Source organism: Streptomyces sp. NPDC057963 (assembly GCF_042887155.1).
In the GTDB taxonomy this organism is placed as follows: domain Bacteria; phylum Actinomycetota; class Actinomycetes; order Streptomycetales; family Streptomycetaceae; genus Streptomyces.
The window spans coordinates 197886-218195 of the sequence record NZ_JBHVPX010000001.1; the positions used below are offsets into that span (position 1 = coordinate 197886).

24 protein-coding genes are annotated in these 20310 nt (G+C 73.1%); 5 read left to right on the plus strand and 19 right to left on the minus strand.

Annotation, left to right across the window (positions count from 1 at the left end; all coding sequences use genetic code 11):
* Positions 1-63 precede the first annotated feature (63 nt).
* Entirely contained in the window at positions 64-372 is a 309-nt protein-coding gene (gene groES, locus ACFVT1_RS00840; RefSeq protein ID WP_093540722.1) for a co-chaperone GroES, read from the minus strand.
* Positions 373-857: 485 nt separating this feature from the next.
* Here groES and ACFVT1_RS00845 point away from each other — a divergent pair, with 485 nt between their 5' ends.
* The gene (locus ACFVT1_RS00845; protein ID WP_389791306.1) at positions 858-1169 is read left to right on the plus strand and encodes a DUF6234 family protein; all 312 of its coding nucleotides are present in this window, start codon (positions 858-860) and stop codon (positions 1167-1169) included.
* On the opposite strand, the gene ACFVT1_RS00850 is transcribed toward ACFVT1_RS00845, so the two are convergent.
* Entirely contained in the window at positions 1055-1414 is a 360-nt protein-coding gene (locus tag ACFVT1_RS00850) for a hypothetical protein (RefSeq protein WP_389792249.1), read from the minus strand. The two genes, ACFVT1_RS00845 and ACFVT1_RS00850, sit on opposite strands and share 115 nt — an antisense overlap.
* On the minus strand, positions 1411-2436 hold the full coding sequence (locus ACFVT1_RS00855) for a polysaccharide deacetylase family protein (RefSeq protein WP_389791308.1): 1026 nt from the start codon (positions 2434-2436) through the stop codon (positions 1411-1413). Before ACFVT1_RS00855 ends, ACFVT1_RS00850 begins: the two co-directional genes overlap by 4 nt.
* An 82-nt stretch (positions 2437-2518) precedes the next feature.
* On the opposite strand from ACFVT1_RS00855, the gene ACFVT1_RS00860 reads away from it, so the two are divergent.
* Entirely contained in the window at positions 2519-3814 is a 1296-nt protein-coding gene (locus ACFVT1_RS00860; protein ID WP_389792205.1) for a methyltransferase domain-containing protein, read from the plus strand.
* Here the strand turns inward: ACFVT1_RS00860 and ACFVT1_RS00865 are convergent.
* Positions 3811-4176 (minus strand): hypothetical protein, encoded by a 366-nt coding sequence (locus ACFVT1_RS00865; protein WP_362207871.1) that lies wholly within the window; start codon positions 4174-4176, stop codon positions 3811-3813. The two genes, ACFVT1_RS00860 and ACFVT1_RS00865, sit on opposite strands and share 4 nt — an antisense overlap.
* A 53-nt stretch (positions 4177-4229) precedes the next feature.
* Positions 4230-4895 (minus strand): hypothetical protein, encoded by a 666-nt coding sequence (locus ACFVT1_RS00870; protein WP_389791310.1) that lies wholly within the window; start codon positions 4893-4895, stop codon positions 4230-4232.
* A gap of 102 nt (positions 4896-4997) precedes the next feature.
* Here ACFVT1_RS00870 and ACFVT1_RS00875 point away from each other — a divergent pair, with 102 nt between their 5' ends.
* Positions 4998-5618, plus strand: coding sequence for a class I SAM-dependent methyltransferase (locus ACFVT1_RS00875; RefSeq protein WP_389791312.1), 621 nt, complete (start codon positions 4998-5000; stop codon positions 5616-5618).
* 16 nt (positions 5619-5634) lie between these two features.
* On the opposite strand, the gene ACFVT1_RS00880 is transcribed toward ACFVT1_RS00875, so the two are convergent.
* Complete coding sequence (locus tag ACFVT1_RS00880; protein ID WP_389792207.1) at positions 5635-7029, minus strand: MFS transporter; 1395 nt, start codon at positions 7027-7029, stop codon at positions 5635-5637.
* 151 nt (positions 7030-7180) lie between these two features.
* On the opposite strand from ACFVT1_RS00880, the gene ACFVT1_RS00885 reads away from it, so the two are divergent.
* Positions 7181-7942: a TetR/AcrR family transcriptional regulator gene (locus ACFVT1_RS00885; protein WP_389791314.1), complete on the plus strand. Its 762-nt coding sequence runs from the start codon at positions 7181-7183 to the stop codon at positions 7940-7942.
* On the opposite strand, the gene ACFVT1_RS00890 is transcribed toward ACFVT1_RS00885, so the two are convergent.
* From ACFVT1_RS00890 to tsaB, 4 genes are read right to left on the minus strand one after another with little or no spacing between them, the layout of a single operon-like run.
* Positions 7881-8165, minus strand: coding sequence for a hypothetical protein (locus tag ACFVT1_RS00890; RefSeq protein WP_389791316.1), 285 nt, complete (start codon positions 8163-8165; stop codon positions 7881-7883). The two genes, ACFVT1_RS00885 and ACFVT1_RS00890, sit on opposite strands and share 62 nt — an antisense overlap.
* Positions 8162-9298 carry a tRNA (adenosine(37)-N6)-threonylcarbamoyltransferase complex transferase subunit TsaD gene (tsaD, locus tag ACFVT1_RS00895; protein WP_389791317.1) on the minus strand — a complete coding sequence of 379 codons (1137 nt, stop codon included), beginning with the start codon at positions 9296-9298 and terminating at the stop codon, positions 8162-8164. The genes ACFVT1_RS00890 and tsaD overlap by 4 nt, the downstream gene beginning before the upstream one ends.
* A complete protein-coding gene (gene rimI, locus ACFVT1_RS00900) occupies positions 9298-9801 on the minus strand; it encodes a ribosomal protein S18-alanine N-acetyltransferase (RefSeq protein WP_389791319.1) in 504 nt (167 codons plus the stop codon). The genes tsaD and rimI overlap by 1 nt, the downstream gene beginning before the upstream one ends.
* The gene (tsaB, locus tag ACFVT1_RS00905; protein WP_389791321.1) at positions 9798-10451 is read right to left on the minus strand and encodes a tRNA (adenosine(37)-N6)-threonylcarbamoyltransferase complex dimerization subunit type 1 TsaB; all 654 of its coding nucleotides are present in this window, start codon (positions 10449-10451) and stop codon (positions 9798-9800) included. Before tsaB ends, rimI begins: the two co-directional genes overlap by 4 nt.
* Before the next feature lie 152 nt (positions 10452-10603).
* Here tsaB and ACFVT1_RS00910 point away from each other — a divergent pair, with 152 nt between their 5' ends.
* On the plus strand, positions 10604-11170 hold the full coding sequence (locus ACFVT1_RS00910) for a hypothetical protein (RefSeq protein WP_389791323.1): 567 nt from the start codon (positions 10604-10606) through the stop codon (positions 11168-11170).
* A 101-nt stretch (positions 11171-11271) separates the two neighbouring features.
* Here the strand turns inward: ACFVT1_RS00910 and ACFVT1_RS00915 are convergent, their stop codons facing one another.
* From ACFVT1_RS00915 to ACFVT1_RS00955, 9 genes are all read right to left on the minus strand, one after another.
* Positions 11272-11457: a hypothetical protein gene (locus ACFVT1_RS00915; RefSeq protein ID WP_389791325.1), complete on the minus strand. Its 186-nt coding sequence runs from the start codon at positions 11455-11457 to the stop codon at positions 11272-11274.
* A gap of 257 nt (positions 11458-11714) precedes the next feature.
* Positions 11715-12266 carry a tRNA (adenosine(37)-N6)-threonylcarbamoyltransferase complex ATPase subunit type 1 TsaE gene (gene tsaE, locus ACFVT1_RS00920; RefSeq protein WP_389791327.1) on the minus strand — a complete coding sequence of 184 codons (552 nt, stop codon included), beginning with the start codon at positions 12264-12266 and terminating at the stop codon, positions 11715-11717.
* Positions 12235-13512 carry an alpha/beta fold hydrolase gene (locus ACFVT1_RS00925; protein ID WP_389791329.1) on the minus strand — a complete coding sequence of 426 codons (1278 nt, stop codon included), beginning with the start codon at positions 13510-13512 and terminating at the stop codon, positions 12235-12237. The genes tsaE and ACFVT1_RS00925 overlap by 32 nt, the downstream gene beginning before the upstream one ends.
* Positions 13513-13605: 93 nt before the next feature.
* Positions 13606-14760: an alanine racemase gene (gene alr / locus ACFVT1_RS00930; protein WP_389791330.1), complete on the minus strand. Its 1155-nt coding sequence runs from the start codon at positions 14758-14760 to the stop codon at positions 13606-13608.
* A 124-nt stretch (positions 14761-14884) separates the two neighbouring features.
* On the minus strand, positions 14885-15283 hold the full coding sequence (locus ACFVT1_RS00935; protein ID WP_389791332.1) for a DUF488 domain-containing protein: 399 nt from the start codon (positions 15281-15283) through the stop codon (positions 14885-14887).
* A gap of 125 nt (positions 15284-15408) precedes the next feature.
* A complete protein-coding gene (locus ACFVT1_RS00940; RefSeq protein ID WP_389791334.1) occupies positions 15409-16938 on the minus strand; it encodes an NAD(P)H-hydrate dehydratase in 1530 nt (509 codons plus the stop codon).
* A gap of 4 nt (positions 16939-16942) precedes the next feature.
* Entirely contained in the window at positions 16943-17311 is a 369-nt protein-coding gene (locus ACFVT1_RS00945) for a holo-ACP synthase (RefSeq protein WP_389791336.1), read from the minus strand.
* 20 nt (positions 17312-17331) lie between these two features.
* Positions 17332-19179, minus strand: coding sequence for a glutamine--fructose-6-phosphate transaminase (isomerizing) (gene glmS, locus ACFVT1_RS00950; protein ID WP_389791338.1), 1848 nt, complete (start codon positions 19177-19179; stop codon positions 17332-17334).
* 69 nt (positions 19180-19248) lie between these two features.
* Positions 19249-20235, minus strand: coding sequence for a GlxA family transcriptional regulator (locus tag ACFVT1_RS00955; protein WP_389791340.1), 987 nt, complete (start codon positions 20233-20235; stop codon positions 19249-19251).
* Positions 20236-20310 lie beyond the last annotated feature (75 nt).

The following is a 20310-nucleotide window of genomic DNA, read 5'->3' on the forward strand; positions in this document are numbered from 1 at the left end:
CCCGACCGCCCGGCTGGTTAGTTCGCAGGGGGCCAGGGGCGCAGAACAGAAAACGTGGGTGAATTACTTCTCGATGATCGCGAGCACGTCGCGAGCCGAGAGGACGAGGTACTCCTCGCCGTTGTACTTCACCTCGGTGCCGCCGTACTTGCTGTAGAGCACGACGTCGCCGGTCTTGACGTCGAGCGGAAGGCGCTCGCCGTTCTCGAAGCGGCCCGGTCCCACGGCCAGGACGACGCCCTCCTGGGGCTTCTCCTTGGCGGTGTCCGGAATGACCAGGCCGGAGGCCGTGGTCTGCTCGGCGTCGAGCGGCTGGACCACAATGCGGTCCTCGAGCGGCTTGATCGCAACCTTGGTGCTGGCGGTCGACACGATCCGGTCTCCCCCTTCGGAGATCTCACGGGGTAACAGTCTTTGGGTGGCGACCAGGTGGATCCGTCGTCGCGGGTGCCGGACCTGCCAGTCGCACAGTACTGCTGGCACTCTCCAGTGGTGAGTGCCAGCACCGAGACTATGACCGCGATTAGCACTCGGTCAAGCGGAGTGCCAATCCAGCCAGTCGTGGCGTCGGGAAATCCCCGTCGGCGCGCGGTGCGGCGGAGGGCCGGCCGCAGGCAACGGTCCGGGCACCATGGGGACAACGCGGGGACGGACCGCACCGTTCCGTACGACTGTGGGTTCATGCTCGAACCTCCGTACCCACCGCCGCCGCCGGGCTCTTCCTCGCCCCGCCCCTCGGCCGCACGGGACTCCCCGCCCGCGGCGAGCGGCTGCCTCGACGTGCCGCCGGGCCTGCTGCTGGTGGTTCTGGAGGGGCTGATCTGCACGGCCGCCGCCTACTGCCTGGCCTTCGCGCGGTGGGACCCCCGCGGACAGGAGCCGGTGGGGCCGCCGCCGATGGACCGGACGCCCGTCCTCGTCTTCGGCGGGATCGCCGCGGTGGTCTGCCTGATCGCCGCGGCACTGATCCGCGCGGGCCTGCCGCGGGCGGGGCGATCCGGATCCTGGTGGCTCTGCTGCTGAGCGCGGTGACGGTGCCGACCGGGCACGAGGACTACCGCCGCTCGCACCCGGCGCCGGCCTCCACCCCTTCGGACGGTCCCGGCCGGTCCGGCCACCAGTGCCTCAGCGGCGGCGACAACCACGAGTGCCTGGACTCCGGCGGCTGATCGCAGGCGATGACGACCAGCGACCCCGGCGCCCCGTGGTCGCCACGCTCACCGTGATCACCACGCCCACCGCGCGGACGCGCCTGCGAGCCCGCCGCGGGGGTCGGCCGGGGGTGGGCCACCCTCTGCGCGGCCTTGCGGCCCAGCCGTTCGATCGGGTCCACCGACTGCGCGCACCCGGCGATGGCGGTCAGGAGCGCACCGGCCGCCAGCAGTCCGGCGAGCGGCCGGTACGCCCCTCTCATACGTAGTCCTCGAGCCGGGCCACGGCGTACCCCTTGTCCGTGACGGTCTTCATGACCGCGCGGACCAGGTCGGCCATGCCGGCACCCCATTCCTTCGGTCCCCGGAAGTGCGTGAGGATGATGTCGCCGGGGTGCAGGTCCTGGTCCTCCTCGCGCCACTCCATGTGGTCCGGGAACGCCTCCGCGTTCCAGAGCGGCACGGCCTTGATGCCGCAGGACTTGGCGATCCGGAGCGTGTCGCCGTTGTAGTTGCCGTACGGCGGCCGGAAGAGGGTGGGGCGCTTCCCGAACTGCTTCTCGATGATGGCCTGCTGGTCGCAGATCTCGCGCTTCTGCTCGCGGTGGGAGAGACCGGGCAGGTAGGGGTGGTTGAGCGTGTGGTTGTTGAGACCGGTGCCCAGCCGCTGCGCCTCCCCGAAGTACCCGTAGTTGTCGCGCACCTCGTAGTCGCTGAGGAAGGCGCTGTACGGGATGTCCAGCTCGTCCATCATCTGGAGCAGTTCGGGGTCCTTCTCGGCACCGTCGTCCATCGTCAGGAAGACGACCCGGTCCTTGGTGGGGACGGTGGTGAAGACCGGCGGCAGGGAGTCGTCGCCGCCCGTCACCTCGAAACCCTTCCGGGTGGTGAGGTGCGGCTTGACGGCGGGCGGCGGGGGCGCGATCAGCGGGGGCCGGGCCAGCCGCCATTTCTTGGCGAGGGCCGCGCGTACGGCCGGGCGGAGTTTCGCGTTCTCGTAGGACCCGACGGGCGCGCGGCCCTGCCCGCCCGGCCGCCCGGGGCCCGCCATCTGCCCGGGGCCGCCAGGATGTCCGGCGGAGAACCCGACGCGGTGTTCGATGTCGGCGTCGGCCCGGCCACCGGTCCCGGAGGCGCAGCCGGAGCCGACGGCGGCGATCAGGAGCGCGGCCAGGACCGCGCCGGCCGGCCGGTACCCACCGGGGCCCCGTCCGCGCCCGGGTCCCCGCGCACCCGATTCACCGTCATACATGACTAATTCTTCCTTTTGTCGTACAAGTGACATGGAGTCGTATCCTGCCAGCACGGGCGAGGCGCTCCCGGCCGACACCGCGGCCGGGTCCACCGGTCAACCCGGCTGGCTCACAATGGGGCGGGTGAACGCTCTCGCCCCGAACACTCCGCACGGCCCGAACGACCCGTCGGGCGCCCACGGCCGGCCGGCCGGCACCGACAGCCCCCTGGCCGCCTTCATGGCCCTGCGCACCCCCGAGGGCGCGGCGCTCCTGGACGAGCTGCGGTCGTACGACTCCGCCCAGGAGCTCGCCACCGCCACCCGGCTGCGCCGCACCCACCCGGCCTCCCTGGTCTCGGCGGCGCTGGGGCAGGCGCGGCTGCGGCAGCGGGCGGTGGCGAAGTTCGGCGCGGAGGACGCGTACCGGATGTTCTTCACGCCGAACGGCGTCGAGCAGGCGACCCGTACGTCGGTGGCCGCCCATCGCGCGCGGCGGTTCGTGGCGGCCGGCGGGGTGCGGAGCGTCGCCGACCTCTGCTGCGGGATCGGCGGCGACGCGATCGCGCTGGCGCGGGCGGGCATCTCCGTCCTCGCCGTGGACCGCGACCCGCTGACCGCCGAGGTGGCCCGCGCCAACGCCGTCGCGCTCGGGCTGGACGGCCTGATCGAGGTGCGGTGCGCCGATGTCACCGAGATCGACACCTCGCCGTACGACGCGGTCTTCGTCGACCCCGCCCGGCGCGGCGGCAGGGGCAGGATCTTCGACCCCGAGGCGTACTCACCGCCGCTCTCCTGGGCGACCGGCGCCGCGCTCGCCGCCCCCCGCGCCGCGCTGAAGATCGCCCCCGGCATCCCGCACGAGGCGATCCCGGCACAGGCGGAGGCCGAGTGGATCTCGGACGGCGGCGATGTGAAGGAGGCGGTGCTCTGGTTCGGCGAGGGCTTCACGCCCGGTTCGTACCGTGCCACCGTGCTCCCGGCCGGCGCCGCCCTCCGGTCCGCGGCCCCGCTGCCCGCCCCGCCCGTAGGACCCGTCGGCCGCTATCTGTACGAGCCGGACGGCGCCGTCATCCGCGCCCACCTGGTCGCCGACATCGTGGCGCGGTGCGAGGGCCGGCTGATCGACGAGACCATCGCGTACGTCACGAGCGACGAGCCGTACGACTCCCCGTACACCGCCGCCTACGAGATCACCGACCGGCTGCCGTTCAACATGAAGAGGCTGAAGGCGCTGCTCCGGGAGCGGAAGGTCGGCGTCCTGACGGTGAAGAAGCGCGGCTCGGCCGTCGAGCCTGAGGAGCTGCGCCGCAGGATGAAGCTCCAGGGGCCGAACTCCGCGACGGTCTTCCTGACCCGGGTGGCCGGAGCCCCGACCATGCTGATCGGCCACCCGGTGACCGCCCGGCCCACGCGGCCGAAGACGCCTTAGGCCAGGTCGGTCAGGTCCTCGGCGTACACCTGCGAGAGCGGCTGAGGACCCACGTACTGCTGGCAGTTGCACCGGCCCGACTCGAAGCGGACCGGCTTCTTGGACTCGTCCCAGGCCGTCGGCAACTCGACCCGCTCATGGCACTTGCCCTGCTTGTCGTGCTTGGCGAGATGGTGCGTGCAGCCGCAGACCGGCTCCGGCGGCCGGTGGGCCGCTTCGACGGCCAGCCGCTCCTGCTTGGACGCCTCCAGCAGCTCCAGCTTGCGGGTGTGCCGGTTGCGCAGCGCGGTACGGACGTTGTCGACGGCCCATCCGAAGCCGCCCGTCCAGAAGATGATGAGCACCCACCAGTACCACTCCATGCGACACTCCTCCCCCTGTGTGACTCATGTATCCGGTCAGGATAGGTCCGGGCTCAGCGGTGCGCGCCGCCCCCGGCGGAGAACAGCGGCTCCGGAGCGCGTGCCCCGATCAGCACCCGCAGCACCCAACGGCGGTGGGCGAACGCCTTGGTGATGCCGATCAGTCCGACGATCCAGCCGGTCATCCCGAGTCCCATGATCAGGGCGACCAGGCCGAAACTTTCCTGGGCCGCCTCGGCGGTCGCCGGGACGGCGATGCACGCGTACAGCCCGAGTGCGCACAGCGCGAAGGACATCAGCAGCCAGACGAGGCTGACGCCCGGCATCCGCAGGCGCGCGTCGCGCTCCGGATCGCGGTCCAACTCGCCCCAGGCGACGAGCAGTTTGCGGATGTCGCGGTCGCGGCGCACACCGACGGCGACGAAGACGATCGCGGGCACCGTGCAGCAGGCGCCCATGCCGACGAGGATCACCCCGATCAGGGCGCTGAAGAGGTCGTACGTCTCCTCCAGCGTGATGAGCGCCGCGCCCACCAGCGACCAGCCGATCGCACCGAGCACTCCCCACAGCCACAGCGCCACCAGCCGTCCCGGTGAGACATGCCGCTTCACCAACTCCCCGAGCACCGCGGCGCGGTCGGTGAGCAGCGCCTCGCGGTCGGGCCAGGAACGTATCTCCACGGGCGGTGGCGGCGGCGGCAGTTGTGCGCGGTGAAACATGGGCCAGACCCTACCCACCCGCGCACCGTGCCCCCCGCGGGCGGCACGGTGCGCCGGGGCCGCCGCGGTGCCATGCTGGAAGGGGACACACGGAGGTTCGCGATGGGGTTCTATGTCGAACGGATCGTGCCCCGGATCGCCGATGCCGTCGGCGGGATGAAGTCGGTCGAACCGCTGCGGCGCCGGGTCTGCGAGGGGCTGTACGGCGAGATCATCGAGATCGGGTTCGGTTCCGGGCACAACGTTCCGTTCTACCCGGCTGCCGTCACCGACGTGGCCGCGGTCGAGCCGTCCGATCTCGGCTGGAAGCTGGCCCGCGACCGCATCGACGCGGGACACACGCCGGTACGGCGCGCCTGCCTGGACAGCCAGTACCTGCCGTTCGAGGACGACACCTTCGACGGTGCCCTGTCGACGTGGGCGCTGTGCACCATCCCCGACGCCGACGCGGCGCTCCGCGAGGTGCGCCGGGTCCTCAAACCCGGTGCGACCCTGCACTTCCTGGAGCACGGTCTGGCGCCGGAGGAGGACGAGAACGTACGCCGCTGGCAGCACCGCCTCGACCCGCTGGAGCGGCGGCTCTTCGCCGGATGCCGGCTGACCCGGCCGGTCGCCGAGATGCTGACGGCCGCGGGGTTCACGATCGTCGATCTCGACGTGTTCTACGCGGAGCGCGCACCGAAGGCGATGGCCGCCGACTCGATGGGCGTCGCCGTGCCCTGAGGGGGCGAGCGGCTGCTCAGTCGGCCGCCGGAGCGGGCGCCTGGTCGGCCGTCGGAGCGGCTGACGTGCTCGCCGCGGCGGCGGTCCGCGTGCGTGCCGGGAGCAGCACCAGGGCCGCCAGCGCCGCCACCGCGAGCAGGCCGGCGCAGACCCAGAACGCGGCCGAGTACCCCGCCGCGAGATCGGCCGGCCGGCCCCCGTCGCCGGTGACCTGGGCGGCGACGGTGACCAGGACCGCGAGCCCCAGCGAGCCGCCCACCTGGCGGGCGCTGTTCAGCAGTCCGGAGGCCATCCCCGTCTCGTCGGGCGCGACATCGGTCGTGGCCGCGGTGCCCAGCGGTACGAAGCACATCCCTATGCCGAGGCTGCAGACCAGGGACGGGCCGAGGATCGAGTACAGGAAGCCGCCGTCCGCCTGCGCCGTCGCCGCGAACCCGGCCAGGCCGAGCGCGGCGAGGCCGCCGCCCACCGCCAGCAGCCGCCGGGTACCGAGCGCCGCGACCGTACGGGTGGCGACGATCGAACCCGCGACGACGCCCGCCGAGAACGGCAGGAAGGCGGCACCGGCCGCGGTCGGCCCGTAGCCGAGCACCTGCTGCATGTAGAGCGAGACGAAGTAGAACGCGGCGAACTGCCCCGAGCTCAGCAGCAGGCAGAAGAGGTTCGCGGTCAGGACCGGCCTCCCCTTCAGCAGACCGAGGCGCAGCAGCGGAGTCCCGGCCCGCAGCTCGACGGCGGCGAACGCGATCAGCAGGAGCACGGCGGCACCGAGCGTGCACAGCGTCTGGGCCGATCCCCAGGAGTGGGTCGAGGTGCGTACCAGGCCGAGGACCAGCAGGGTCGTACCGGCGGTGACGAGCAGCGCTCCGGCCACATCGAGCCGGGCACGGGTCCGGGCGGAGCGGCTGTCCAGCCCGGAGCGTACGGCCCCCACCAGCGCGAACACCACGATCGGCACATTCACCAGCATCACCGCGCGCCAGCCCGCCGCATCGGTGAGCAGCCCGCCGGCGAGCACGCCGACCGCGCCGCCCGCCGCACCCGCCATGCCCCACAGCCCGAGGGCACGGGAGCGGGCGGGCCCGGCCGGGAAGGCGATGGCGATCAGGGCGAAGGCGACCGGGGCGAGCGCCGCCGCGCCGATCCCCTGCACCGCCCGTGCGGCGATCAGCCCGCCGGGCGACCACGCGAGCCCCCCGGCCAGGCTCGCGGCGCCGAACAGCGTCAGGCCCGCCGTCAGGACCCGGCGGCTGCCGAGCAGGTCGGCGAGCCGCCCGCCGAGCATCAGCAGCCCGCCGAACGCCAGCGCGTAGGCGTTCACGACCCAGAGGAGCCCTTCCGGGGTGAAGCCGAGATCGCGGCGCATGTCCGGCAACGCGACGTTCACCACGGACATGTCCAACGCCACCATGAACTGCACGGTGAGAGCCACCACCAGCAGCCAACGCACCTGCCGTGACTGGTCGTTCACGGCTTCTCCTTCCCTCGCGGTCACTCGGTACAGTCATTACTATACGCGTATAGAAATTAATCGCGTCAACGCGACGGGGGACAATGCCCGGATGCCAGGGACAGAGGAGACGCCCGGAACGGCGAAGGCGTCAGGAACAACGAAGAAGCGGACCGCGGCGAAACGGTCCGTGGGGCGGCCCCGCAGGCTCGACCCGGACGCGATGGTGGCCACCGCGCGCCGCATCATCGAGGAAGAGGGCCTGGACGCCCTGAGCATGCGGCGGGTGGCGAAGGAGCTCGGCTCGACGCCGATGGCGCTCTACCACTACGTGCAGGACAAGGACGAGCTGCTCATGCTCACCCTGTCGGGCACCGCGGCCGGCTTCCCGCACCCCGAGCTGCCCGAGGACCCGCGCGAACGGCTGCTCGCGGTGGCGGTGCACATGCACGGCCTGCTGGCGCGCATCCCCTGGGTGCTGGACATCCTGGCGCTGGGCGAGCTGACCGACAGGAACGCGCTGTGGATGGTCGAGGAGATCATCGACTCGGCGCTCGCCTGCGGCCTCTCCCCCGCCCAGGCGGTACGCGCGTACCGGACGATCTGGAGTTACGTCTACGGCGACCTGGTCTTCCGCCGGTCGGCCGAACGCCGCGCGCAGAACCCGCCGAGCAGGCGCTACTTCCCCGAGATGGTCACCGAGGAGGACGCGGCCGCGCTGCCCCGGCTGACCGAGGTCAAGGACCGGTGGCGCGAGTACGCCGCCGACTACGAGGTCGCGGAGGAACTCGACGCGATCATCGAGGGACTGATCAGCCGGGGAACTCGACGGCCCCCAGGGACTCGAAGCGCCAGCGGTGCACCGGACGGGTGATCAACTCGGCGTCCGGCTCGGGGAGTTCGGGCAGCTCGTCACCGTACGCCCCTTCCCACCAGGTGATGACCAGGACCCGGTCCAGCGGGGCGCGCAGCAGCTCGCGCCGCAACGGCTCGCGGGCCAGTTCGGCCGATCGGGCGCGCGCCCACTCCAGGAGTTCGGAGCCCCTGCCGGCGGCGGCGCGGGCCTCCCACATCAACGCGACGGTCGTACCGCTCATGAGTAGAGGTTGTCCTTGCTGATCTCGTGGACGTGATCGTGGTCGTGCGCGTGACCGTGGCCGTGCGTGTGGCCGTGACCGTGCGTGTCGGCACCGGGGACGTGGGTGTCGGTCACCGGCAGCGACGAGTCCGCGGACAGCCCCAGGTCCGAGGCCGCCCGGCCCCGGGCCACCATCTCCGCGCCCAGCGCCGCGACCATCGCCCCGTTGTCCGTGCACAGCCCCGGCCTCGGCACCCGCAGCCGGATGCCGGCCAGCTCGCACCGCTCCTCGGCCAGCGCCCGCAGCCGCGAATTGGCCGCGACGCCGCCGCCGATCATCAGGTGGTCGACGCCCTCGTCCTTGCAGGCCCGGACGGCCTTGCGGGTCAGCACGTCCACCACGGCCTCCTGGAAGGACGCCGCCACGTCCCGTACCGGCACCTCCTCGCCCGCCGCCCGCTTGGCCTCGATCCAGCGGGCCACGGAGGTCTTCAGGCCGGAGAAGGAGAAGTCGTACGCGGGATCGCGCGAACCGCTCAGTCCGCGCGGGAACGCGATCGCCCCCGGGTCGCCCTCCTTCGCCAGCCGGTCGATGACCGGGCCACCGGGGAAGCCGAGGTTCAGCACCCGGGCGATCTTGTCGAAGGCCTCGCCCGCCGCGTCGTCGATGGTCGCGCCCAGCGGCCGTACGTCGTTGGTGATGTCCGGCGCGAGCAGCAGCGAGGAGTGGCCGCCGCTGACCAGCAGCGCCATGGTCGGCTCGGGCAGCGGGCCGTGCTCCAGCTGGTCGACGCAGATGTGCGAGGCCAGGTGGTTCACCCCGTAGAGCGGCTTGTTCAGCGCGTACGCGTACGCCTTCGCCGCGGAGACGCCGACGAGCAGCGCGCCCGCGAGTCCGGGACCGGCCGTGACGGAGATGCCGTCGAGGTCGCGGGCGCTGACCCCGGCCTCCTTCAGGGCGCGCTCGATGGTGGGGACCATCGCCTCCAGATGCGCGCGGGAGGCGATCTCCGGGACGACGCCGCCGAAGCGGGCGTGCGTGTCGACGCTGGACGCGACGGCGTCGGCGAGCAGCGTCGTACCGCGGACGATGCCGACGCCGGTCTCGTCGCAGGAGGTCTCGATGCCGAGTACGAGCGGTTCGTCAGCCATCAGTCAGTCTCTGTTTCTTGTACGTGTTCGTGTACGTGGAGGCGCATGACGAGTGCGTCGACGTTGCCCGGCTGGTAGTAGCCGCGGCGGAAGCCGATGGGTTCGAAGCCGAAGCGTTCGTACAGCTTCTGCGCCCGGGTGTTGTCGACGCGGACTTCGAGGAGCACCTCGGCGCACTCGAAGGCCGTGGCGTGCTTCAGCAGATCGGTGAGGAGCTCGGAACCGAGGCCGCCGCCCCAGTGGTCGCGGGTGACACCGATCGTCTGCACGTCGGCGAGGTCGCCGGCCGCGGCGAGCCCGGCGTAGCCGACGATCCGGCCGGTGGCGGGGTCCTCGGCGACGACGTAGCGACGGGTGGCCCGCGGGCCGCGGGAGTGCGCCAGCTCGGACCAGAACATTCCGGCCGACCAGGCGTCGTCCGGGAAGAGCTCGTGTTCGAGCTCCAGCACCGGATCGATGTCCCACCAGCGCATCTCGCGCAGTACGGCAGTCGCGCTCGTCACTTCGGGGTGACCACCTTGTAGTTCTTCGGGACCTGGGCGTCGGGCCTGCGGAGGTAGAGCGGCTGCGGCGGCAGCAGTTCCGCACCCGCGGCGAGCCGCTCGGCGGCGACGGCGGCCAGCGCACCGGCGCTGACGTGCTCGGGGCCCCGGGCGTCCCCGAACGCCTCGGGGTAGAGCACCGCGCCCGCCCCGACGACGGGGAGTCCGGCGAGCCGTTCGGCGATGTCGGCGGGCCGGTCGACGGCGGGCTCCGTGACGCGCGTACGGAAGTCCTCGTAGCGCGCCCAGTAGACCTCCTTGCGGCGGGCGTCCGTCGCGACGGCGAACGGGCCTTCCAGACCGGCGGCGTACGCGAGACCGTCCAGGGTGCACACCCCGTGCACGGGGACGGAGAGGGCGGAGCCGAAGGTCGCGGCCGTGACCAGGCCGACCCGCAGGCCGGTGTACGGGCCGGGGCCGACGCCCACGACCACGTCCGTCACGGCGTCGAGTCTCACCCCGGCCTCGGCGAGGACCCGGTCGACGGCGGGCAGCAGCAGCTCCCCGTGCTTTCGGGCGTCGACCTGACCGGACTCGGCGACGACGGAGGTCCCGTCGTGCAGGGCGACGGTGACGGCGGGGGTGGCGGTATCCACGGCGAGCAAGAGCACGCAAACAGCCTACGGCTCCTCCGACGGGGGCACGGCGCCCGTACGGCGTCCCGGTACGACTGGTTCCGGCTGCTACCGTCACCGTTTACACGCGGGTACGACGTAATCGCTAACCGCTTGTACGACATACGGAAGCGAAAGGGGCGCGCACGGTGGCAAGGGGCAGCTCGGGAATCGTGGCCGGGCTCACCGCGGCGGCTCTCGCCGCGGTCGGCTTCCTGGCCTACCAGGCATCGGCGAACGCGCCCGACTCCGTCGCCGCCCCCAAGCCGACGGTGTCCGCCAGTGCACCCGCCACCGGCCACGACAAGCCGAAGGCCAAGAAGCCGCCGGCCGCGCTTCCGGTCGGCTCCGGCACCGGGAAGCGCGTCGTGTACGCCCTGAAGGACCGCCAGGTGTGGCTCGTCGACGAAGCCGGCAAGGCGGTCAGGACCTTCGAGGTCATGCCGAGCGCGCTGAGCCCGAAGCCCGGGACGTACCAGGTGGGTACGCCGCGACAGGGGCCGCCCACCAAGGGCTCGGACGGCGTGATGATCGAGCACGTGGTGCGGTTCACGATGGTGGAGGGCGTGTCCGTCGGATTCAGCGCGGCGGTGGACGGCTCGATGGAGAGCCCGGACCCGACGCTGAAGACGGGCGGCGTACGGATGTCCCGGACCGACGGGGACGCGGTGTGGGAGTTCGCGACCGTCCGCACGAAGGTGGTCGTCGTCCCGTAACGGGGCCCGCCCACGGGCGGTGCCGCATGGCTTCCATGCCGCGCCACGTCCCATGCCGCACCGTTTCCGGTGCCGCGTTGCATCCTCTGCCGCGGTGCGTCCTATGCGGCGTCGCGCCGGGACGGCAGCCCGTCCGCCTCCTCCGCGGCCGGCTCGGCCGGCGGTGTGGACACCGCCGTGGCGGCGGCGCACGAGGCCAGCAGATCCTTCATCGACAGGGCGGACGGCGCCTGCGACTGCGCTTGCGGCTGCGGCTGCGGCTGCGGGTCACGCTCGGACGTCGGCATGGATGCCTCCTGGAGCTCCGGTGGAGGTCGTGGTTAGGTACACCTAACCAGGTCTCCCATCCATGTGACCACGACCGCCACTCCCTGCGCAACAATTTACCGACGGCTTGTCGGAAAGAGTGCGGGACGGCCGGATCAGCACACGAACGAGCGCACGGAACACCTCCGCCACCCGGTGTCACCGGGACGTCTCCGGTCGCCGCGCGCCGAACAAGCCCATGCCACCGAGCACGCGCCGCGGCCCCCTGCCGGGCCGCCTACCCCGGCTGTTCGGTGGCCATCTCCTCGCGCAGTCCCGCCCAGCGCGTCCCGATGCCGATCAGCGTCACCGTGCGCCGTTCGTCGTCCGTGTCGCCGACCGCCCGGTGGATCACCACGTGCAGCCGGTCCTCGGACAGCTCCTCGACCTTGCCGTCGCCCCATTCCACGACCACCACCGACTCCGGCAGCGACACGTCGAGGTCCAGGTCCTCCATCTCGTCGAGTCCGCCGCCCAGGCGGTACGCGTCGACATGGACCAGCGCGGGACCGCCGGTCAGCGAGGGGTGGACGCGGGCGATCACGAAGGTGGGGGACGTGACGGCGCCGCGCACCCCGAGGCCCTCGCCCAGCCCCCGGGTCAGTGTCGTCTTTCCGGCGCCGAGCTCGCCGGTGAGCATCACGAGGTCGCCGGGGCGCAGGACGGCGGCGATCCGGCGGCCGAGGGCCTGCATCTGTTCGGGGGATCCGACGGCCAGGCCGATGGTGACGGTGCCCGTCGCGGCGCCTTCGCCGGCCTCAGTCGCCAGGCTGTTGTGCGGTGCTTCCATGCCCGCCAACGTTAGCCGCTGCCGGCACCGCCCCGGCGCGTACCAGCAGGTCCGCCAGCCGGTCGGTCACCGTCTCCGGGTGTTCCAGCATCACCAGATGCCCGGCGTCCGGGACGATGACCAGCTCCGCGTCCGGGAGGTGGTCCGCGATGGCCTCGCTGTGCGAGCTGGGCGTCACCAGGTCCTTGTCGCCCGCCAGGATCAGCACCGGGAGGTCGCGGAACGCGGGCACCGCGGCGCTCTTGTCGTGTTCGGTGAAGGCCGGGTAGAACTCGGCGACCACGTCGATCGGGGTGGATTCGATGAGCCGCTCGGCGAACCGCTCGACCGCCGGATCCACATCCCGCGAACCGAACGAGTACCGCTTGATCAGCCCGGCGAAGAGATCGGCGGTCGCGCGCCGGCCCCGTTCCACCAGCTCGGCCTGGGAGCCGAGCGCCCTGAGCACACCGGGCAGCACCCGCCGCACCGCGTTCACGCCCGCGATCGGCAGCCCGAAATTGACCTCGCCGAGCTTCCCGCTCGATGTGCCGACGAAGGCGACGGCGGCGACCCGGTCCCGGATGAGCTGGGGGTACTGCTCGGCGAGCGCCATCATCGTCATGCCGCCCATCGAGTGCCCGACCAGCACCAGTCGGCCCTCCGGCGCGGCCGCGTCGATGACCGCCTTCAGATCACGGCCCAGCTGGTCGATGCCGACCGTCACCCCGTCCGCCTGGGCCCGGCCCCGTTCGGAGCGGCCGTGGCTGCGCTGGTCCCAGTGGACGGTGCGGACCAGCCCGCGCAGCGCCGCCCGCTGGAAGTGCCAGGAGTCCTGGCTGAGGCAGTAGCCGTGACTGAAGACGACGGTGACGGGCGCGGGTGCCTTGCGGCCGAAGAGCCTGCGGCGGCGCGTACCGGCCGCCCCCGTGGCGGCGCCGGTGCCGCTCCCGCCGCTCTCCGCGGTCCCCGCGGTGCCGGTGCCGCCGTCCGGTTCGACCTCGTCCACCTCGTAGTACAGCTCGGTGCCGTCGTCGGCCGCGGCCCGGCCCGGCAGTCCCCGCAGCGAGCCGTACGGCCCCGAGGCGTCCAGCGCGAGCCTGGCCCGCCTGCGCATGCCCCGGCCCACGGTCAGCCGCTCGACGGCGACCCCGGCGGCCGCGCCCGCCGCGATCACGCCTATGGCGGCTCCGGCGATCCCCGCCCGGCGCCAGCCGACCGCCGTGGCGGCCGTCGTCACCGCGTCCCCCGCGCTGGTCTCACTCACCGTGCCGCGCTCCTCGTCGGTCGTGTCCGTCAGGTCAGGGCCGGTCGGTTCCGGTCGTGCTCAGATCGTGCCTGGTCAGGGGCGCTTGATCGGTCAGGACTCGGCCGGGGTGCCATGCAGATGGACGCGCGGCACCCGGGCACCGATCCGGGTGACGATCTCGTAGGCGATCGTGTCGGCGGCCCGTGCCCAGTCCTCGGCGCTCGGCTCGCCCCGGTCCCCCGGGCCGAAGAGCACCGCCTCGCTGCCCACCTCGACCTCGTCCCCGTGGAGGTCGACGACGAACTGGTCCATGGCCACCCGGCCCGCGATCCGCCGCCGCACTCCGCCGACGAGGACGGGGGCCCGGCCGGAGGCATGGCGCGGGATGCCGTCCGCGTAGCCGACCGGCACCAGGCCGAGGGTGGTCTCGGCGGAGGTCGTGTAGTGGTGTCCGTAGCTGATCCCGTGACCGGCCGGCACCCGCTTGACCAGGGCGATCGACGCGACGAGCGTCATGACGGGGCGCAGCCCGAAGTCGGCCGGGGTGCCCAGCTCGGGGCTGGGCGAGATGCCGTACATCGCGATCCCGGTCCGTACGAGATCGAAGTGCGCCTCGGGGATCGTCAGCGTCGCCGGGGAGTTCGCCATGTGGCGCACCTCGGGGTCGACGCCCTCCTTCTCCGCGTACGCGACCATGTCGCGGAAGGCGTTCAGCTGGGCGGCGATGGAGGGGTGGCCGGGTTCGTCGGCGCAGGCGAAGTGGGACCAGAGGCCGGTGATCCTGACGGTGCCCGCGTCCTCGGCGGCGCGGGCGGCGGCGACCAGTTCGGGCCAGTCGGCGGGCTGGCAGCCGTTGCGCCCGAGGCCCGTGTCGGCCTTGAGCTGGACACGGGCCGGGATGCCGGCCTCCGTGGCCGCGGCGACGACCTCGCGCAGGGCCCACATCCCGCTCACCGACACATCGATGTCGGCCTCGATCGCCTCGCGCCAGGGCCCGCCCGGCGTCCACAGCCAGCACATCACCCGGCCGCCGAGCCCGGCCGCCCGCAGGGCGAGGGCCTCCTGCGGCGTCGCGGTGCCCAGCCAGGTCGCCCCGGCCTCCAGCGCGGCGCGGGCGCAGGGCACCGCTCCGTGCCCGTAGGCATCGGATTTGACGACGGCCATGAGTTGCGCGCCGCTCGCCCGTGCGCGCAGCGCGCGCACGTTGGCGCGCAATGCGGCGAGGTCGATCTCGGCACGGGCTCTCAAGGACGCTGTCTCATTCATCGCGCCCAGTCTCTCAGAGGCGTACGGCAGACCCTTCGGGCGGCGGGCCGGGAGGGGCCGGCCCGCCGGGGTCGCCGGCCGGGCCGCGCGCGTACCCCTCACGCGTACCCCTCACGCGCATACCTCAGGGGTGGCGCAGCTCGTGTTCCAGATGGTCGACGAGGACCGGGACATGGCTGTGGGGTACGTCCTTGACCGCCGTGACCAGGGTCACCGGGCCGCCCTCGCGGACCAGTTCCAGCAGTTCGCCGACGGCCGCCGTGTGGACGGGGTCGGCCAGTTCGGCGCGGTAGCGGTCGACGAAGTCGTCGTAGCGGGCGCCGGTGCGGTCCTCGTGGTACCAGGAGCGGAGCTCCTTCGACGGGGTGACGTCCTTGAGCCATTTGTCGATCCCGGCCCGGTCCTTGGCCACGCCGCGCGGCCAGAGCCGGTCGACGAGGACGCGCGTGCCGTCGCCGTCCTCCGGCGGGTCGTAGACCCGGCGTACGCGCACGTCGGTGCCGCTGCCCTTGCTGGTGCCCACGATCGGCCCTCCTGTCGGCGTCCGCCTGCCGTTTCCCGGCGCTGCCTGCCGGTGCCTGCCGCGGCTGTCGTCGGCGCCTGCCGCAGCCGTCATCGGTGCCTGCCGCCGCTTGCGCCCAGGATCACTCAGGCCCGCACGTCCCGCCACGCCGCCGGGATCGCCTCCGCGACGTCCTGCGCGGCGACCGGGGCCCCGTCCGAGGCGTACCGGGCGGCCAGCCCGTGCAGGTACGCACCGGCCGACGCGGCGTCGCGCGGGGCCAGGCCCGCCGCCAGCAGGGAGCCGGTCAGGCCGGAGAGGACATCGCCGCTTCCGGCCGTGGCCAGCCAGGAGGTGCCGGTCGGATTGACCCGTACGGGGGTGGGTCCGGCGTCGGCGGCGACCAGGGTCGTCGACCCCTTGAGCAGGACCGTGGCGCGGAAGCGGGCGGCCAGTTCCCGTACGGCGGCGAGCCGCCCCGCCTCGACCTCCTCGCGCGGGACGCCGAGCAGGGCCGCGGCCTCACCGGCGTGCGGGGTGAGGAGGGTCGGGGCGGTGCGCGCGCGTACGGCGGCGGCGTCGAGCAGTCGCAGCCCGTCCGCGTCCACGAGCACCGGAACGTCCGCCTCCAGCACGTCGCGGACCGCCTCCACGGCCTCCGTGCCGTCCCCGAGCCCCGGCCCGACGACCCATGCCTGCACCTGCCCGGCCTTGGCGGGCGGCCCCGCGTGGACCAGCGTCTCCGGATGGCGGGCGATCACCGCGTCGGCGCCCGGCCCGACGTACCGCACCGCTCCGGCACCGCCCCGCAGCGCCCCGGAGACGGCCAGCACCGCCGCCCCCGGATACCGCGCCGATCCGGCGACGACGCCCACGACACCGCGCCGGTACTTGTCGCTCTCGCTGCCGGGTACCGGCAGGAGCGCGGCGAGGTCCGCGTACTGCAACGCCTCCAGGTCGGGCACATCGGGCAGCTCCGGGCCGAGCCCGATGTCGACGAGGTGCAGCGCGCCCGCCAGTTCGGCGGCCGGGTCGATGAGCAGGCCGGGCTTGTACGTGCCGAAGGTGACGGTCGCGTCGGCCCGCACCGCGTCGCCGAGCACCTCGCCGGTGTCCGCCTCGACGCCGCTGGGCAGATCGACGGCGACGAAGGCCGCACCGGTCGCCTCGAAGGCCCGCACCAGTGCGGCGGCGTCCGGGCGCAGTCCGCCGCGCCCGCCGATGCCGGTGATCCCGTCCACGACGAGATCGACGTGCCCGCCCCAGGCGCCCGCCACCACGTCCCGCGCCGCGCCGCCGTGCGCGTCCCCCGTCGCCCCGCCGTCCGTGCTCCCCGCCGCGCCTTCGTCCGTGCTCCCCGCCACGCTTCCGCCCGCCGTGAGCAGCGCCCCGAGCCCGCCCCGGTGGGCGCGCCCCGGCGAGGTGAGCACGGCGCGCACGCCCGCGCCGCGGCGGGCCAGCCGGGCGCCCGCGTACAGCGCGTCACCCCCGTTGTCGCCGCTGCCGACGAGCAGGACGACCCGCGCCCCGTACACCCGTCCGCGCCGCCGCAGCACGTCGGCGCAGGCCGCCGCGAGTCCCGCCGCGGCGCGCTGCATCAGGGCACCCTCCGGCAACCGGGCCATCAGGGCGCGTTCGGCGGCCCGTACGGTCTGAACGCTGTAGGCGGTACGCATGTGCTCAACCCTCCGCGATCACCACGGCCGACGCCACCCCCGCGTCGTGGCTGAGCGACACATGCCAGTGCCGTACGCCCAGCTCGGCCGCGCGCGCGGCGACCGTGCCGCGGACCCGCAGCCGGGGCTGCCCGCTGTCCTCGACGCACACCTCGGCGTCCGTCCACAGCAGGCCGCCCGGTGCGCCGAGCGCCTTCGCAAGGGCCTCCTTGGCGGCGAACCGGGCGGCGAGCGAGGCGATCCCCCGCCGCTCGCCGCTGGGCAGCAGCAACTCGCTCTCCAGGAAGAGCCGGTCGGCCAGGTGCGGCGTACGCTCCAGCGCCGCGTCGAACCGTTCGATCTCGGCCACATCGATCCCGACCCCGATGATCACGCGTATTCCCTCAACTCTCGCTACTCCACGGTCACGGACTTCGCCAGATTGCGCGGCTGGTCCACGTCGTTGCCGCGGGCCGTCGCCAGTTCGCAGGCGAAGACCTGCAACGGCACGGTCGACACCAGCGGCTGAAGCAGCGTAGGCGTAACGGGAATCCTGATCAGGTGGTCGGCGTACGGGACGACCGCCTCGTCGCCCTCCTCGGCGATGACGATGGTGCGCGCGCCACGGGCCCGGATCTCCTGGATGTTCGACACGATCTTGTCGTGCAGCACCGACCGGCCGCGCGGTGAGGGCACGACCACGACGACCGGCATGTCGTCCTCGATGAGCGCGATCGGCCCGTGCTTGAGCTCGCCCGCGGCGAAGCCCTCGGCGTGCATGTACGCGAGTTCCTTGAGCTTCAGCGCGCCCTCCAGGGCCACGGGGTAGCCGACGTGGCGGCCCACGAAGAGCACGGTGTCGTGGCCGGCGAGGGAGCGGGCCAGCGCGCGTACGGGTTCCATGGTCTCCAGGACCCGTCCGACCGCCCCGGAGATCTCGGCGAGCTGGCGGATGACGGTCCGGATCTCGTCGCCCCACTTCGTTCCGCGGATCTGTCCGAGATACAGGGCGACGAGGTAGCAGGCGACGAGCTGGGTGAGGAACGCCTTGGTGGAGGCCACGGCGACCTCGGGCCCGGCGTGCGTGTAGAGCACGGCGTCGGACTCGCGGGGGATGGTGGAGCCGTTCGTGTTGCAGATGGCCAGGACCTTCGCCCCCTGTTCGCGGGCGTGCCGCAGGGCCATCAGGGTGTCCATCGTCTCGCCGGACTGCGAGATCGCGACGACGAGGGTGCGGTGGTCGAGGATCGGGTCGCGGTAGCGCAACTCGCTGGCCAGCTCGGTCTCGCAGGGGATCCGGGTCCAGTGCTCGATGGCGTACTTGGCGATCATCCCGGCGTGGAACGCGGTGCCGCAGGCGACGATGACGACCTTGTCGACCTCGCGCAGCTCGTGGGGCGGCATCCGTACCTCGTCGAGGTGGAGCGTGCCCGCGCCGTCGATCCGCCCGAGGAGCGTGTCGGCGACGGCCTTGGGCTGGTCCTCGATCTCCTTGAGCATGAAGGAGGCGTGGCCGCCCTTCTCGGCGGCGGAGACGTCCCAGTCCACGTGGTACTCGCGGACGTCGGCGGGCCGCCCGTCGAAGCCGGTGACGGTGACGCCTTCCCGGCGCAGCTCCACCACCTGGTCCTGGCCCAGCTCGATCGCCGAGCGGGTGTGCGCGATGAACGCGGCCACGTCGGAGGCCAGGAACGACTCGCCCTCCCCCACCCCCACCACGAGCGGTGAGTTGCGCCGGGCCCCGACCACCGTGCCGGGGTCGTCCGCGTGCAGGGCGACGAGGGTGAAGGCGCCCTCCAGCCGCCGGCAGACCTGCCGCATCGCCTCCGCCAGGTCCGCGCAGGACGAGAACGCCTCGGCAAGGAGGTGGGCGACGACCTCGGTGTCGGTCTCGGAGGCCAGATCGTGGCCGCGCTCGGCCAGCTCGGCGCGCAGGACGGCGAAGTTCTCGATGATCCCGTTGTGCACGACGGCGACGCGGCCCGCGTTGTCGAGGTGCGGGTGGGCGTTGCTGTCGGTGGGGGCGCCGTGGGTGGCCCAGCGGGTGTGCCCGATCCCGGTGGTCCCGGCCGTGAGCGGGGCCTCGGCCAGCGCCTTCTCCAGGTTGACGAGCTTCCCGGCCTTCTTCGCGGCGGCCAGCCCGCCGTCCGCGAGGACGGCGATGCCCGCCGAGTCGTAGCCCCGGTATTCAAGGCGCTTGAGACCCGCGACGACGACGTCCTGCGCCGACTGCCCACCGACGTATCCGACGATTCCGCACATACCGTTCCCTTCCTGGTCGTCCACCCCATTTCTTCGCATCGTCGCAGAAGGCGAACAGGGCGGCAGAAATCAGGCGGGGTGCGGTGGCTCCGGGGCGCGGCGCGTCCCGCCCGAGGCGAGGTGGGTCCGGCGGTAGGCGCGGGGGGTGGTGCCGGTGAGCGCGCGGAAGTGGTGGCGCAGGGCGGCCGGTGAGGTGAATCCCGTGCGGGCCGCGACGGCCTCGACGGGGGTGCCCGTCTCCCGCAGCAGACGCTGAGCCTCCTGGAGGCGCACGCGGAGCAGGTACTGGAGCGGGCTGAGGCCGGTGCGGGCACGGAAGCGGCGGGTGACGCTGCTGATGCTGGTCTGCGCGTGGGTCGCGATGTCGGGGAGGGTGAGGGGGAGGTGGAGGCGGGTCTCCATCCACCGCAGGGTGGGTTCGAGGCCCGTGCTTTCCGCGATCTCCCGGCCGATGGTCCGCTGGACGCTGTCCGCGTGGAGGTGCAGGGGCGCGAGGAGTTCCCGGGAGGTCCCGTCGGCCACCCGTGGGCCGTGGTCGCGGCCCAGCAGGCGCAGACAGACGTCGATGCCCCCGAAGACGCCCGCCGCCGTGACGAACGGCCCGTCCTCGACCACGGTGCCGAGCGGGTCGACGTCGATACGGGGATGGAGCCGCGCCAGCTCCTCCATGTACCGCCAGCCGGTCGTGGCCCGCCGCCCGTCGAGGAGCCCGGCCGCCGCGAGGGTGAACGTCCCGGTGCCGACGGCGGCGATACGGCTCCCCCGGCCCGCCGCGGCGCGGAGCGCGGCGAGGACATCCGCCGGCGGTTCGTCACGGCGGCCGCCGCTCGCGGGGACCAGCACGGTGTCCGCGTCCGCGAGGCCGTCGAGGCCGAAGGGCGTGCTGATGGCCAGCGGGGCCGGGGCCCCGGTCGCCCGCAGACCGGGGGCCGCGCAGAGCCTGACCTCGTAGGCCACGTCACGGTACTCACGGCAGGCGGTCCCGAACACCAGCCCGGGGGCGGTGAGTTGATGCCCCGGCACCCCGTCGGGGGCGAGGACGGCGATCACTGGCATGTCTGGAATCTAGAGCCTCTCGCCGGGATCCGGCCGGGGCGGCGTGCGGGACACTTCCGCGAGGCGGCGGTGGGG